At 61.5% G+C, this 14,158-nt stretch carries 12 protein-coding genes; 11 read left to right on the plus strand and 1 reads right to left on the minus strand.

All coding sequences use genetic code 11. The annotated features are described in order from the left end of the window. Positions 1-16 precede the first annotated feature (16 nt). The 11 genes from IB256_RS22580 (at position 17) to IB256_RS22630 (ending at position 11,007) form a co-directional block, all read left to right on the plus strand. A complete protein-coding gene (locus IB256_RS22580; RefSeq protein WP_192289400.1) occupies positions 17-1,432 on the plus strand; it encodes an undecaprenyl-phosphate glucose phosphotransferase in 1,416 nt (471 codons plus the stop codon). A 176-nt stretch (positions 1,433-1,608) separates the two neighbouring features. After that, on the plus strand, positions 1,609-2,715 hold the full coding sequence (locus IB256_RS22585; RefSeq protein WP_192289402.1) for a polysaccharide biosynthesis/export family protein: 1,107 nt from the start codon (positions 1,609-1,611) through the stop codon (positions 2,713-2,715). A gap of 9 nt (positions 2,716-2,724) precedes the next feature. After that, positions 2,725-3,381 carry a YjbF family lipoprotein gene (locus IB256_RS22590; RefSeq protein ID WP_192289404.1) on the plus strand — a complete coding sequence of 219 codons (657 nt, stop codon included), beginning with the start codon at positions 2,725-2,727 and terminating at the stop codon, positions 3,379-3,381. Beyond that, positions 3,378-4,151 carry a capsule biosynthesis GfcC family protein gene (locus IB256_RS22595; RefSeq protein WP_192289406.1) on the plus strand — a complete coding sequence of 258 codons (774 nt, stop codon included), beginning with the start codon at positions 3,378-3,380 and terminating at the stop codon, positions 4,149-4,151. The genes IB256_RS22590 and IB256_RS22595 overlap by 4 nt, the downstream gene beginning before the upstream one ends. Further along, positions 4,148-6,247: a YjbH domain-containing protein gene (locus IB256_RS22600; RefSeq protein ID WP_192289408.1), complete on the plus strand. Its 2,100-nt coding sequence runs from the start codon at positions 4,148-4,150 to the stop codon at positions 6,245-6,247. Before IB256_RS22595 ends, IB256_RS22600 begins: the two co-directional genes overlap by 4 nt. 80 nt (positions 6,248-6,327) lie before the next feature. After that, positions 6,328-7,386: a dTDP-glucose 4,6-dehydratase gene (gene rfbB, locus IB256_RS22605; RefSeq protein ID WP_192289410.1), complete on the plus strand. Its 1,059-nt coding sequence runs from the start codon at positions 6,328-6,330 to the stop codon at positions 7,384-7,386. After that, positions 7,383-8,288 carry a dTDP-4-dehydrorhamnose reductase gene (gene rfbD / locus IB256_RS22610; RefSeq protein ID WP_192404132.1) on the plus strand — a complete coding sequence of 302 codons (906 nt, stop codon included), beginning with the start codon at positions 7,383-7,385 and terminating at the stop codon, positions 8,286-8,288. The genes rfbB and rfbD overlap by 4 nt, the downstream gene beginning before the upstream one ends. Beyond that, positions 8,285-9,166: a glucose-1-phosphate thymidylyltransferase RfbA gene (gene rfbA / locus IB256_RS22615; RefSeq protein ID WP_192404134.1), complete on the plus strand. Its 882-nt coding sequence runs from the start codon at positions 8,285-8,287 to the stop codon at positions 9,164-9,166. Before rfbD ends, rfbA begins: the two co-directional genes overlap by 4 nt. Beyond that, on the plus strand, positions 9,166-9,714 hold the full coding sequence (rfbC, locus tag IB256_RS22620) for a dTDP-4-dehydrorhamnose 3,5-epimerase (protein WP_192404136.1): 549 nt from the start codon (positions 9,166-9,168) through the stop codon (positions 9,712-9,714). The genes rfbA and rfbC overlap by 1 nt, the downstream gene beginning before the upstream one ends. 105 nt (positions 9,715-9,819) lie before the next feature. Continuing rightward, positions 9,820-10,221, plus strand: a complete 402-nt coding sequence (locus tag IB256_RS22625) for a YbaY family lipoprotein (protein WP_192289418.1) — start codon at positions 9,820-9,822, stop codon at positions 10,219-10,221. A gap of 108 nt (positions 10,222-10,329) precedes the next feature. Next, complete coding sequence (locus IB256_RS22630) at positions 10,330-11,007, plus strand: DUF4197 domain-containing protein (protein WP_081517852.1); 678 nt, start codon at positions 10,330-10,332, stop codon at positions 11,005-11,007. Positions 11,008-11,083: 76 nt separating this feature from the next. Here IB256_RS22630 and IB256_RS22635 read toward each other — a convergent pair whose 3' ends face one another. Next, the gene (locus IB256_RS22635; RefSeq protein WP_192289420.1) at positions 11,084-14,152 is read right to left on the minus strand and encodes an efflux RND transporter permease subunit; all 3,069 of its coding nucleotides are present in this window, start codon (positions 14,150-14,152) and stop codon (positions 11,084-11,086) included. Positions 14,153-14,158 lie beyond the last annotated feature (6 nt).

A 14,158-nucleotide genomic window follows, 5' to 3' on the forward strand; every position in this document is an offset into this window, starting at 1 on the left:
AATTTCGGATCTGATAATGAACAGACGAGATAGAGGAATTTTACGCCCGCATCAGGCCAGTATTTCAGTTTTGCAGAGGCTACTGGACCTGATGGTAATCTTCTTAGGTATGACTGTCGTGCTCACTTCCAATGGCACGCCGTGGGACTACGCCTCGGCTATTGCTACTTTGTCATCCCTGGTCATCTTCTATCTGCTCAGCGACTTCGCCCAGTTGTATACCTCATGGCGGGGAGAAAGAACACAGACAGAACTACGTAGGGTTTGCAGTGTCTGGACGATAAGCGTCACCGGTGTCGTCTTGATCGATTACCTCGTCCCCAGGTTCACGCTCCTTGATGCCGCTGGCCAATTTCAGTGGTTTTCTCTCGTGCTGGGAGGGCTTAGTGGATACCGCGTTCTACTGCGCCTTGCGTTGCACGCCCTGCGTCGCCGCGGCTTCAATACTCGCTCGGTTGCCATCGCTGGCGCAGGTACGCTAGGGAAACGCCTGGGATCCAGTATTGCCAATGCGCCATGGATGGGACTTGAACTCGTCGGTTTTTACGATGACACGCGGTTGGAGCCAGTCGGCCTCGGATATCGAAAAGTGAAGTTGCCTGTATCAGGCGTGTTGGAAGATCTCGTCGAAAGGGCACGCTCAGGTGAACTGGACAGGATCTACATCACCTTGCCGATGCGTAGTGAGTCCCGCATTAAGTGGTTGGTTCAGCAGTTAAGCGACACAACGGCGTCTGTGCATATCATCCCTGATGTATTCATCTTCAACCTGCTCCACGCCCGTACGCAGAACATCGATGGCATCCCCACCATCAGCATCTTCGACAGCCCCATGGTCGGCGTCGGTGCGTGGGTGAAACGCCTGGAAGACATAGCACTTTCCTCGCTCATTCTGTGCCTGATTGCCCTCCCCATGTTGTTGATCTCTGCGGCGGTGAAGCTCACCTCGGCCGGACCGGTGCTCTTCAGGCAGAAGCGCTACGGCATCGACGGCTGCTCCATCGAAGTCTGGAAGTTCCGCAGTATGCGGGTGATGGAAAACGGGGCAACGGTAACTCAAGCGACGCGCAACGATAGCCGCATCACCCCGGTTGGAGCCTTCCTGCGCCGCACCTCTCTGGACGAGCTTCCGCAGTTCATCAACGTGCTCTTGGGCGATATGTCCATCGTGGGCCCGCGCCCTCATGCGATAGCCCACAACGAGGAATATCGCGGGCAGATCAGCAGCTACATGCTGCGCCACAAAGTCAAACCGGGCATAACCGGATGGGCCCAGGTCAACGGCTGGCGCGGCGAGACGGATACCCTGGAGAAGATGCAGAAGCGGGTCGAGTTCGACCTCGCCTACATCAATAACTGGTCACTCTGGTGGGACCTGAAGATTGTCTTCCTGACCCTGTTCAAGGGGTTCGTGCACCAGAACGCCTACTAGTCATAAGCGCCCTCAGTTAAAGAATTCCCTGTCGCACCTCGCCATCCTTTTCCTACATCCGCCTCCAAGTCCCATTGCTAACCTGCGCAGCCTCCTGACCGCCCCCACCCGAGCCAGGAATACCGACGCTGAAAGGTTCCCGCGTCATCCTCTTCATCTCTCCCGTGTAGCCTTCCATGATCCGTTCACTGTCTGTTGCTGTCCTGTCCGCCCTCGTGCTTCAGGGGTGCATGTTTTCCCCTGGCCAGAATCTGGCTACAGGGCGATTGATGCAGGAGGATTCGGCCGAATCCAGCCGTATCCAACTGGTGCAGATCACGCCGAAGCTGCTCATCGTGGAGGCCGCAACGCAGCAGCATGAGCAGGTTCCACCCGAACTGCTGGCTTATGCGCCGGAAAGCTATCGAATAGGTGCCGGTGACCTGCTCTACATCACCGTGTGGGACCATCCGGAGCTGACCTCGCCAGCCGGGCAGCAACAGCAGATCGACGCCAACGGCCGCCTGGTGCGCCCCGACGGCACGCTGTTCTATCCCTATGTTGGACAGATCAAGGTGGGAGGCCGGACGATCGAGGAAGTTCGCCACCACATCAGCGAGGCGCTGGCCGATTACATCGAGCAACCGCAGGTCGACATTGCCGTGATGCGCTATGCCAGCCAGCGCGTGGTGCTCAATGGCGCTTTCTTGAAGGCAGGACAGCAACCCATTACCGCAACGCCCCTGACATTGATGGAGGCAATCGGAGCCGCCGAACTGGACACGGCCAACGCGGACCTCTCCGGGCTGACGCTGCAGCGCAGCCAGCAGATTTATCGCCTGAACCTGGATGCTCTCAATACCGCACTGGGTTCAGACCTGTACAACCTGTACCTGAAGGACGGTGATCGCATCTACCTGCCCTACAACGACCGCAAGAAGGTCTATCTGATGGGCGAGGTCAACGCACCACGCGCCCTGACCTTCAAGACCCGCGAGATGAACCTGGCCGATGCTCTGGGCAGCGTCGGCGGCCTGAACCAGACCACCGCCAACGGCAAGGCCGTCTATGTCATTCGTGGCGTGGAGAACCTGGAAACCGAGCGCGCCACGGTGTTCCAGCTCGACGCAAACTCTCCGACCGCGTTCATCCTCGCCCAGCAGTTCCAGCTGCGGCCTCAGGATGTTGTGTACGTTGGCCCGGCAGGGGTCACCCGCTGGAACCGGCTGATCAGCCAACTGGTGCCCTCCGCCGGCATGGTCGGCACCGGCTCAACCGTACAGCGCAACCTCAACAACAACTGATCCGGCGCCATGACTGCCCTTCGTCTGATCATGCTCGCCGCATCGGCTGCTTCAGTGAGCGCCTGCAACCCATTGATGCAGGGCTCCCTCGATACATTGGGCGCCAGTCTGCACCGCCCTGCTGGTCTGGAAGTCACGCAGGCTCAGGTCGACTCCCTCCCCTACTACCAGATCCAGGTCACCACCGAGTTTGGCTCGGCGGTGATGGCGCTGGTGCGCGTGCAGGGCAAGCTGCAGTACTGGCGGGCCAACTCCAACCAGCTATTGCTACTGGAGGATGGCGTCATCGTACGCACTCTCGGTTTCCCGAATGATCTCCTGGGGACACGTTTGGCCGCGGGCTCGCCCTTCCCTCGTGAGTTGCAGCGCGTTGCAGACGGGCAGCCGAGTCATCGCTGGATCGACCTCGCTTCGAGCATGCAGTTCGACATCCCCCTCAGCGGGGCTTTCCACCCAGCCGGCATCGAGACGGTCCGCATCCTCGAGCGGGACTACACCCTGCTGCGCATCGATGAAGTCCTGAAATCTCCGATCGCGGGCATGTCTTCGACCAACCACTACTGGGTCGACCCGCAAGACGGCTTCGTCATGCAGAGCCGCCAGCAGGTCACGCCAATCCTGAGCGTCACCCTCACCCAGCTGCGGCCACTGCGGGGGCAACCATGAAGCTTGCGCCAATCGGCTGTCTGCTGCTGGGTCTTGTTCTCGGCAACACGCTGCTTGCCAGTACCCGCATAGAAGTGCTGGGGGCGGTGCCCGCTCCCGGGGAAAAGGAAATTGCTGAAGGCCTGCGCCTGGGCGATCTGATAAGCCAGTTGCGCGTCGACCCGCTGGGCTACTGGCTTGGCGCGTCCTGGCAAAGCGACAGCTTGAAGCAGGGCCAACAACGCCTGAAGGCAGGCGTCCTGTTCGACCTGATCCAGATCGAACGTCTCGCAATGCTTCAGAACGAGCCAGGGCTTGCCGCCGCAGCCCAGCGACTGAATGAGCAGGTGAGCCGACTTCCGATCACCGGACGACGCTTGTACCGGCTCGATCCCTTGGCTGTCGAACTGAACGCCCTGCACTCCCCCAAGCTTCAGGGCGGCGACCGACTGATATTCCCGCCGCGGCCGGACAGCATTCGTGTCACCGGCGCGGTGTCGAACGACTGCAAACTCCCATTCGCCCCGCTGCAACAGGCCTACCGGTATGCGCAACAGTGCCCCGCCCTGGCGGAGGCCGACCCGGACTACCTCTATCTGATCCAGCCCGACGGGCAGGTTTCCCGCCTGGGCAGAGCTCTGTGGAATCGCGAGGAAACCGCTCCTCCAGCCCCTGGCGCCATCCTGCTGATCCCCCTGGATGCCACACGAGTGGATGCGATCGCCGCTGACCTGAACAGTGAACTGGCCAGGTTCATCGCTACTCAGCCGTTATCCATGGAGTTGCCATGAACTGCCGTCACGGACTCTGCCTGCTGCTGGCGGGCGCGAGCCTGGCAGGTGCCGAGCCACGCTACACCCAGAACGATTTCGGCGGAGTAGGCCTGCTACAGACGCCGACCGCGCGCATGGCGCCAGCAGGCGAAATCAGCATCAACGCCAACCGTACCGATCCGTACTCGCGCTACAGCTTCTCGCTGCAACCTTTCGATTGGATGGAGGGCACTTTCCGCTATACGTCGATCAGCAACCGCCAGTACGGCGCGAACGACTTCAGTGGCGACCAGAGCTACAAGGACAAGGCCTTCGACGTCAAATTCCGTCTGCTTCAGGAAAATCGCTGGGCACCGGAAATAGCTTTGGGTGGCAGGGACATCGGCGGAACGGGGCTGTTCTCCAGTGAATATTTGGTCGGCAGCAAACGCGTCGGCGATCTGGATTTCAGCCTGGGACTAGCCTGGGGCTACATAGGGAACCGTGGCGAGTTGAATAATCCACTGGGCTGGATTGACGACCGATTCAGGAGCCGCCCCGCGCCAACGGGCACGGTCGATTCCGCGGGCTCGGTAAATTCGAATTCCTACTTCCGCGGCCGCCCCGCTCTCTTCGGCGGCATCCACTGGCAGACGCCCTGGAAGCCGCTGTCCTTCAAGCTCGAGTACGACGGCAACGACTATCAGCATGAACCGCTGGACGACAACCAGAAGCAGAGCTCGCCCTTCAACATCGGCATGGTCTTCAAGGCCACCGATGCTATCGACCTGACTGCTGCGTTCGAGCGCGGCAACACTGCTATGTTCGGCATTACCCTGCACACCAACTTCACCACCCGTACCGCGCCGGCTAAGGTGAACGATCCCGCTCCCGAAGCCTTGATACAGCGGGTTGGTCAGAAACCAACCGAAGCGACTGACTGGGCCGACGTCTCCCGCCGTCTGGAAGCAAACGCCGGTTACAAGGTGGATCGCATTACCCGGAAGAACCGCGAAGTCGTGGTCTACGGCGAACAGACCCGCTACCTCTACACGCCCGAAGCGGTCGGGCGTGCGGCGCGTATTCTCGACAACAGCACCAGCGACGACGTCCGATGGTTCACCGTCGTCGATACGCGCTACGGCCAGCCTGTCGTCGAAACCAGCGTACCGCGCCGGATGTTCGAGGATGTGGCCAACCAGGAACGACCACTGGAAGACCTGCGCCGCACTACCGAGCAGAACACCCCACTGCCACAGCAGGAGCAGATGCTCTATCAGCAGAAACCCGCCCCACTCACCTACAACGTTGGCCTGGGCTATAACCAGAGCATCGGCGGTCCCAACGACTTTCTTCTCTATCAGATCACCACCGACCTCGACAGCGAGTACCGCTTCACATCCAGCCTATGGGCGAACGGCCTGCTCAGCGTCAATCTGTTCAACAACTTCGACAACTTCACCTACGACGCTCCCAGCAACCTGCCGCGCGTACGCACCGACATTCGCCAATACATGACGACCTCCAACGTCATGCTGCAAAGCTTCCAGCTGAATAAGACCGCACGGCTCGACCAGGATCTCTACGCCATGGTCTACGGCGGCTACCTGGAAAGCATGTTCGCTGGTGTCGGTGGCGAACTGCTGTACCGGCCGTTGGGTGAAGACTGGGCACTGGGCGCCAACCTCGATCTGGTGCGCCAACGCGAGTTCGACCAGCATTTCGGTCTGCGCGACTATCAGGTGGCGACTGGCTTCGTCACCCTCTACTGGCAGACCGGTTTCCAGGACATCCTGGCCACCGTCAGCGCCGGCCGCTACCTGGCGCGCGACTGGGGCGGCACCCTCGATATGTCCCGCCAGTTCAGCAACGGCGTGCGCTTCGGCGCCTGGGTCACGCTGACGACCGCCGACAAGGAAGCCTACGGGGAAGGCAGTTTCGACAAGGGCATGTACGTGTCGATCCCCTTCGATGAACTGATGAGCAGTTCCACCATGCGCCGTGCCAACCTGACCTGGGACCCACTGACCCGCGACGGCGGCGCAAGGCTCAATCACGACTACTCGCTGTATGACCTCACGGACGGGCGGGACCAGGTCATGTTCCAGAACCTCTTCGGCAGGATCGTGGAATGAGTTGCTCCCTCCGATTGAGTGCCACTCCGCGGCGGGCAGTCGCAGCAGCTTTCGCCTAACCACGCAACAGGATCTACTCCATGACGATTCTAGTCACCGGAAGCGCCGGCTTTATCGGCTCCAACTTCGTGCTCGACTGGCTGGCAGCTCATAACGAGCCTGTCGTCAGTCTCGACAAGCTGACTTACGCGGGAAACCGCCAGAATCTCGAAAGCCTGAAAAACGATCCCCGGCATCTCTTCATCAAAGGAGATATCGGCGACGCGGCGCTGATCGAGCAAATAGTGCAAGCACATCGCCCCCGCGCCATTCTCCATTTCGCTGCGGAGTCCCATGTCGATCGCTCGATCCACGGCCCGGATGAATTCATTCAGACCAATATCGTCGGCTCATTCAGGCTGCTGGAGTGCACACGTGCTTACTGGCAACGACTCTCCGGCAATGAACAGGCGACCTTCCGCTTCCTGCATGTTTCCACGGATGAAGTTTACGGTTCCTTGATGCCAAAGGCGCCGGCATTCACCGAACAGCATCGCTACGAACCCAACAGCCCTTACGCAGCTTCCAAGGCTGCGTCCGATCATCTGGTACGCGCCTATCACCACACCTATGGGCTGCCCGTCCTGACGACCAACTGCTCGAACAACTATGGGCCCTATCACTTCCCGGAGAAGCTGATCCCGCTGGTCATTCACAACGCCTTGGCGGCGAAGCCCTTGCCGATCTATGGGGACGGCCAGCAAGTCAGGGACTGGCTGTACGTGAAGGACCATTGCAGTGCCATACGGCGTGTCCTGGAGGCGGGCGTGCCGGGTGAGACCTACAACATCGGCGGCTGGAACGAAAAAGCCAACATCGACGTGGTACAGACGCTCTGCGACATCCTCGATCAGGAGCACCCAAGACACGACGGCCAGAGCTATCGCCAACAGATTGCGTTCGTCAAGGATCGCCCGGGTCATGACCGCCGCTATGCCATCGACGCCACCCGGCTGGAGCGGGAGCTCGGCTGGAAACCGGCAGAGACCTTCGAAACCGGCATTCGAAAAACGGTTCGCTGGTACCTCGAGAATCAGGCCTGGGTAACCAGCATCACCAGCGGCGCGTATAGCGACTGGATCGGCAGGCAATACATATGAAAAGGATTCTTTTATTCGGCGCCAACGGCCAGGTCGGCTGGGAACTGCAGCGCGCCCTGGCTCCGCTCGGCATGCTCATCTCCTGTGATCGGGCAATGGCTGATCTGAACGACATCAAGGCCGTGGACAACCTGATCGCCAAGATCCGTCCTCAGTTCATCGTCAACGCCGCTGCCTACACTGCCGTGGATAAGGCCGAATCTGACGAGGCTGGCGCTCGCCGTATTAACAGCGAAGCCGTCCAGGCAATGGCAGTCGCCGCCGCAAAATCGAATGCCTGGCTGGTGCATTACTCCACCGATTACGTCTTCAGCGGCGACGGGAATTCTCCCTACGCCGAAACGGACGTGACTGGCCCCCGGAATATCTACGGCCGAACCAAGTTGGACGGCGAGGAGGCGATTCGAGCCAGTGGCTGCCGGCACCTCATTTTCCGCACCAGTTGGGTGTATGCGGCCCGAGGGAACAACTTCGCGAAAACGATCCTGCGGCTCGCTAGTGAACGCACCGAACTCAAAGTGATAGCCGATCAAGTGGGTGCCCCCACCAGCGCCGAGCTGATCGCGGACATCACGGCACTGGTACTCGCGCGACTAAGCCAGGAATCGCAGCTGAACGATAAAGCCAGCGGTACCTATCATCTGGTCGCCGGGGGCGAAACCAGTTGGTACGGATTTGCGCAGTTCATCGTGAAACAAGCATTGCAACTGGGCGTTGCCCTGACTTGCCCAGCAGACCAGGTGTTACCGATCAGTACTGCGGAGTACCCACTACCGGCTCACCGACCTGCCAACTCACGGCTGTCGACACGCAAGCTGCAGAGCACTTTCGGCGTGGCACTGCCTGAATGGCAACACCACGCGCAACGCCCGATTCACGAATTAGCAGGGGCCATCCAATGACACGCAAGGGCATCATTCTCGCCGGCGGTTCAGGCACACGCCTGCACCCCGCCACATTGGCCATTTCCAAGCAGCTGCTGCCGGTTTATGACAAGCCAATGATCTACTACCCCCTCACGACACTGATGCTGGCAGGGATACGAGACATTCTGATCATCTCCACGCCACAAGACACTCCACGCTTCGAACAGCTGCTCGGCGATGGCAACAAGTGGGGACTGAGCCTGCAGTACGCCGTCCAACCCTCCCCCGACGGCCTTGCACAGGCCTTCCTGATAGGCGAGCAGTTCATTGGACAAGATCGCTGCGCACTGGTGCTGGGCGACAACATCTTCCACGGCCATGACTTCCCCGAGTTGTTGCGCAACGCAACGCAACAGGAGACCGGCGCCAGCGTGTTCGCCTACCACGTCCAGGACCCGGAGCGTTATGGCGTCGTGGAGTTCGACTCGACCGGCAAAGCCATGAGCCTGGAAGAGAAGCCCCGCGCCCCCAAATCCAACTACGCCGTGACCGGTCTGTACTTCTACGACAATCGAGTCGTGGACATCGCCAAGAGCATCAAGCCGTCCGCCCGCGGAGAGCTGGAGATCACCGACCTGAATCGCTGCTATCTGGAATCTGGCGACCTGACGGTGAAAATCATGGGGCGCGGTTATGCCTGGCTGGATACCGGTACCCATGACTCCTTGCTCGAAGCCAGCCATTTCATCGCCACACTTGAGCATCGTCAGGGGCTGAAAGTTGCCTGCCCGGAGGAAGTTGCTTTCCGTCATAAATGGATTGATGCCGAAACGCTGGAAAAGCTGGCGGAACCTCTGTGCAAGAACGACTACGGCAAGTACCTGAAGCACCTGCTTAAAGAGGCTGTTTACTGATGAGAGCAACTCCACTGGCACTTCCGGAGGTCTTCAAGATCGAACCCAGGGTCTTCGGCGACGACCGAGGGTTCTTCTTCGAAAGCTTCAACCACAGACACTTCGAAGAGGCCATCGGCCGCCGGGTGCAATTCGTTCAGGACAATCATTCCCGATCCGCGAAACGCGTGCTGCGTGGATTGCACTATCAGATACAGCAGCCACAAGGAAAGCTGGTGAGGGTTGTCAGCGGTACGGTGTTCGACGTCGCCGTCGACCTGCGTCGCTCCTCGCCCAACTTCGGCCGATGGGCAGGTGCAGTGCTCAGTGCCGAAAACAAACACCAGCTGTGGGTGCCCGAAGGATTCGGCCACGGATTCATCGTCATGAGCGACTCAGCGGAGTTTCTGTACAAGACCACCGACTATTACGCTCCCCAGCATGAGCGTTGCATCCGCTGGGACGACCCCGACCTGAAGATCGATTGGCCGTTGGAGGAGAAGATGCCCCTTCTCTCGGCCAAGGACCTAGAGGGCAAGCTTCTGGTCGACGCTGAAACCTACGCCTAGACAAACAGCATGGCTCTCAGGGCAATCGTCATTGAACAAGTCATGTGCGAAGCAACTATCGCCGTGCACAATGGTCTGACGCCCCTTGGTTCAAAGGAGAGCTCCATGAAGAAAACCCTTCCCCTGCTGCTGATGACCGGCCTGCTCGCCGCCTGCAGTGCCACTTCCTCCGGCGACAAGGCTTCGCTGGATGGTGAAGTCTTCTACCTGCAGCGCATCGCCCTGCCGCCGACCGCCCAGGTCACCGTCAGCCTGCAGGACGTATCGCTGGCCGATGCCCCGGCCGTCGATCTGGCCCAGCAGCAACTGGAGCCTGGCCGCCAGGTGCCGCTGGCGTTCCATCTGGATTACGACCGCAACCAGGTCAAACCGGGACACACTTACGCCGTCAACGCGCGCATCGAGGACGGCGGCCGCCTGCTGTTCATCACCACCGAGCGCCACAGCGTCAAACTCGACGGCAGCGACTCGCAACCGCTTCGCGTCCGCGTCGATCCCGTGCGCTGATTCACCGCGCCGCCGGGTTTTCCCCGGCGGCCATCCTCCGTTAATCTCCCCCCTCCATTCTCCACCTCGGCGGTACGCAAGCCGCCGGGTTTCGCCAAGGAAGTACCGATGCTGCGATTCCCCGTTCTGCTGGCCGGCGCCCTGCTGTCCGTCAATGCCTTCGCCCTGTCCCTCTCCGACCTCAGCCAGAGCGACGCCACCGGCGGCCTGAAGGATGCGCTGACGCAGGGTGCACAGGTGGCCGTGAAGCAGCTCAGCCAGCCCGGCGGCTTCAGCAATGACCCGGCCGTGCGCATCGAACTGCCCGGCAAGCTGGGCAAGGCCGCCAAGACCATGAAGCAGTTCGGCATGGGCGCCCAGGTCGACCAGCTCGAGGCAAGCATGAACAAGGCAGCCGAGGCCGCCATGCCGCAAGCGCAGGCGCTGCTGGTCGATGCGGTGAAGAAGATGAGCGTGACCGACGCCAAGGGCATCCTCCAGGGCGGCGACCACTCCGCCACCGACTACCTGAACCGCAGCAGCCGCGATCAACTGCGCGCCAAGTTCCTGCCGATCATCAAACAAGCCACTGACCAGGTTGGCGTGGCCAAGCAGTACAACGCCTTCGCGAGCCAGGCCGCCGCCTTCGGCGTGGTCGATGCGAAGAACGCGAACATCGAGAACTACGTGACCGAGGAAGCGCTGGACGGTCTGTTCAAGCTCATCGCCGAACAGGAAAAGACCATCCGCCAGAACCCGACTGCAGCGGCCACCGGTCTGGCGAAGAAGGTATTCGGGGTGCTCTGAGTCTCGCCAGAAAACAAAAGAAAAGCCCGGCAACCGCCGGGCTTTTTCATGCCTGCCCCCACTGGGAAAGCCGGGGCTAGACTTCCTTTTTCACCCTGAACCACGCCGCATAGAGCGCCGGCAGGAACAGCAGGGTCAGCGCCGTGGCGACGATCAGGCCGCCCATGATCGCCACGGCCATCGGCCCGAAGAACACGCTGCGCGACAGCGGGATCATCGCCAGTACGGCGGCCAGGGCGGTCAGCACGATGGGGCGGAAGCGCCGCACCGTGGCCTCGATGATGGCGTGCCAGGTGTCCAGGCCGTGGGCGCGGTCCTGTTCGATCTGGTCCACGAGGATCACCGAGTTGCGCATGATCATCCCCGCCAGGGCGATGGTGCCGAGCATGGCGACGAAGCCGAAGGGCTTCTGGAACACCAGCAGGAACAGGGTCACGCCGATCAGCCCCAGGGGCGCGGTGAGGAACACCATGATCATCCGCGAGAAGCTGCGCAGCTGGATCATCAGCAGGCTGAGCACCACCACGATGAACAGCGGCACACCGGCGTTCACCGAGTTCTGCCCCTTGGCGGAATCCTCCACGGTGCCGCCGACGTCCAGCAGGTAGCCGTCGGGCAGCTCGGCGCGGATCGGGTCCAGCGTCGGCGAGATCTGCTTCACCAGGGTCGCTGGCAGCGAGTCATCGTAGATGTCGGCGCGAATGGTCACCGTGGGCAGGCGGTTGCGCCGCCAGATGATGCCTTCCTCGAAGCCGTACTCCAGCGTCGCCACCTGCGACAGCGCCACGCTGCGCCCGCTGCTGGTCTGCATCGACAGGCTGGGCAGTTGCGAGAGGTCATGCCGACCACGCTCGTCGCCACGCAGCAGGATCTCGATCAGCTCGTTGTCCTCGCGGTAGTAGCTGACGGTGGAGCCGGTCAGCGAGCTCTGCAGGAACTGCGAGATGTCCGAAGTACTCACGCCGAGGGCGCGGGCGCGTTCCTGGTCGATGTCGAGGAAGATCGCCTTGCTCGGCTCTTCCCAGTCCAGGTGCACGTTCACCACGTGGGGGTTCTCGCGCATCTTGTCGGCGACCTTGCGCGCCAGTTCGCGGACCTCCGGGATGTGCTCGCCGGAGACGCGGAACTGCACCGGGTAGCCCACCGGCGGGCCGTTCTCCAGGCGGCTGATGCGGGTACGCAGGGTCGGGAAGTCTTCGTTCATGTGCTTGATCAGCCACTGGCGAATCTCTTCACGGGACTCCAGGCTCTTGGCCAGGACCACGAACTGCGCAAAGCTCGCCGCCGGCAGTTGCTGGTCCAGCGGCAGGTAGAAGCGCGGCGAACCGGTGCCGATATAGGCTACGTAGTTGTCGATGCCCGGATGCTCGGCGAGCATTTTTTCCAGGCGGTTGACCTGCTCGGTGGTGGCGGTCAGCGAGTCACCCTCGGCCAGCTTCAGGTCCACCAGCAGTTCCAGGCGCGCCGAGGGCGGGAAGAATTGCTGCGGCACCAGGCGGAACAGCATGATCGAGCCGATGAAGGCCGCCACGGTGAGCAGGATCACCGTCTTGCGGTAGCGCACACACCACTCCACCACGCGACGGAAGCGCTGGTAGAAAGGCGTCGAATACGGGTCGTGTCCCTTGTCGCTGCCGCCGTGCTTTTCCGCGTGGCGCTTGGCGAGGTCGGGCAACAGCTTCTCGCCCAGGTAGGGCACGAAGACCACGGCGGCGATCCAGGAGACCAGCAACGCGATGGTCACCACCTGGAACAGCGAGCGGGTGTACTCGCCGGTGCCCGACTGCGCGGTAGCGATGGGCAGGAAGCCGGCGGCGGTGACCAGGGTGCCGGTGAGCATCGGGAAGGCCGTGCTGGTCCAGGCGTAGCTCGCCGCCTTGAGCCGGTCGTAGCCCTGTTCCATCTTCACCGCCATCATCTCCACGGCAATGATCGCGTCGTCCACCAGCAGGCCCAGCGCCAGCACCAGCGCGCCGAGGGATATCTTGTGCAGGCCGATGCCGAAGTAGTACATGCAGGCGAAGGTCATCGCCAATACCAGCGGGATCGACAACGCCACCACCAGGCCGGTGCGCAGGCCGAGGGAGAAGAAGCTCACCAGCAGCACGATGATCAGCGCCTCGGCCAGCACGCGGACGAACTCGCCCACGCCTTCGCGCACCGCCGCCGGCTGGTCGGACACCTTGCGCAGCTCCATGCCCGCCGGCAGCGTCTGCTGCAGGCGTTCGAACTCGGCGTCGAGCTTCTTGCCCAGCACCAGGATGTCGCCGCCGTCCTTCATGGCCACGGCGATGCCGATGGCGTCCTCGCCCATGAAGCGCATGCGCGGAGCGGGCGGGTCGTTGAAGCCGCGATGGACCTCGGCGACGTCGCCGATGCGGAAGGTGCGATCGCCGACACGGATCGGGAAGGAGCGGATGTCCTCCACCGAATCGAAACGTCCGGAGACGCGCAGTTGCACGCGGTCGGTCGCGGTCTCGAAGAAGCCGGTGGCGGTCACCGCGTTCTGTTCTTCCAGCGCCTTCTGCACGGCCGCCAGCGGCAGACCGAGGGTGGCGAGCTTGGTGTTGGACAGGTCGATCCAGATCTTCTCGTCCTGCAGGCCGACCAGCTCGACCTTGCCGACGTCCTTGATGCGCTGCAGTTGCAGCTGCAGGCGGTCGGCGTAGTCCTTGAGCACTGCGTAGTCGAAGCCCTTGCCCGACAGCGCGTAGATATTGCCGAAGGTGGTGCCGAACTCGTCATTGAAGAACGGCCCCTGGATGCCCTGAGGCAGGGTGTAGCGGATGTCGTTGACCTTCTTGCGGATCTGGTACCAGAGCTCGGGAATGTCGCGGGAGTGGAAGTCCTCTCGAGCGACGAAGGTCACCTGGGATTCACCGGGGCGGGAGAAGGAGATGATGCGGTCGAAATCACCGGTCTCCATCAGTTTCTTCTCGATGCGCTCGGTGACCTGGCGCGAGACTTCCTCGGCGGTCGCGCCCGGCCAGTTGGTCTTCACCACCATGGCCTTGAAGGTGAACGGCGGGTCCTCGCTCTGCCCAAGCTTGGAGTAGGACAGCGTCCCGACGATGCCCAGCAGGAGCATGAGGTACAGGACGATGGAGCGGTTCTGCAGCGCCCAGGCGGAAAGGTTGAATTGCATCGGGCG

The sequence above is a fragment of the Pseudomonas sp. PDM17 genome, from assembly GCF_014851985.1.
Lineage (GTDB): Bacteria > Pseudomonadota > Gammaproteobacteria > Pseudomonadales > Pseudomonadaceae > Pseudomonas.

Coding starts and splice junctions, on each gene's coding strand:
- IB256_RS22580 (WP_192289400.1), top strand. CDS start 17: ATGAACAGACGAGATAGAGGAATTTTACGCCCGCATCAGGCCAGTATT.
- IB256_RS22585 (WP_192289402.1), top strand. CDS start 1,609: ATGATCCGTTCACTGTCTGTTGCTGTCCTGTCCGCCCTCGTGCTTCAG.
- IB256_RS22590 (WP_192289404.1), top strand. CDS start 2,725: ATGACTGCCCTTCGTCTGATCATGCTCGCCGCATCGGCTGCTTCAGTG.
- IB256_RS22595 (WP_192289406.1), top strand. CDS start 3,378: ATGAAGCTTGCGCCAATCGGCTGTCTGCTGCTGGGTCTTGTTCTCGGC.
- IB256_RS22600 (WP_192289408.1), top strand. CDS start 4,148: ATGAACTGCCGTCACGGACTCTGCCTGCTGCTGGCGGGCGCGAGCCTG.
- rfbB (WP_192289410.1), top strand. CDS start 6,328: ATGACGATTCTAGTCACCGGAAGCGCCGGCTTTATCGGCTCCAACTTC.
- rfbD (WP_192404132.1), top strand. CDS start 7,383: ATGAAAAGGATTCTTTTATTCGGCGCCAACGGCCAGGTCGGCTGGGAA.
- rfbA (WP_192404134.1), top strand. CDS start 8,285: ATGACACGCAAGGGCATCATTCTCGCCGGCGGTTCAGGCACACGCCTG.
- rfbC (WP_192404136.1), top strand. CDS start 9,166: ATGAGAGCAACTCCACTGGCACTTCCGGAGGTCTTCAAGATCGAACCC.
- IB256_RS22625 (WP_192289418.1), top strand. CDS start 9,820: ATGAAGAAAACCCTTCCCCTGCTGCTGATGACCGGCCTGCTCGCCGCC.
- IB256_RS22630 (WP_081517852.1), top strand. CDS start 10,330: ATGCTGCGATTCCCCGTTCTGCTGGCCGGCGCCCTGCTGTCCGTCAAT.
- IB256_RS22635 (WP_192289420.1), bottom strand. CDS start 14,152: ATGCAATTCAACCTTTCCGCCTGGGCGCTGCAGAACCGCTCCATCGTC.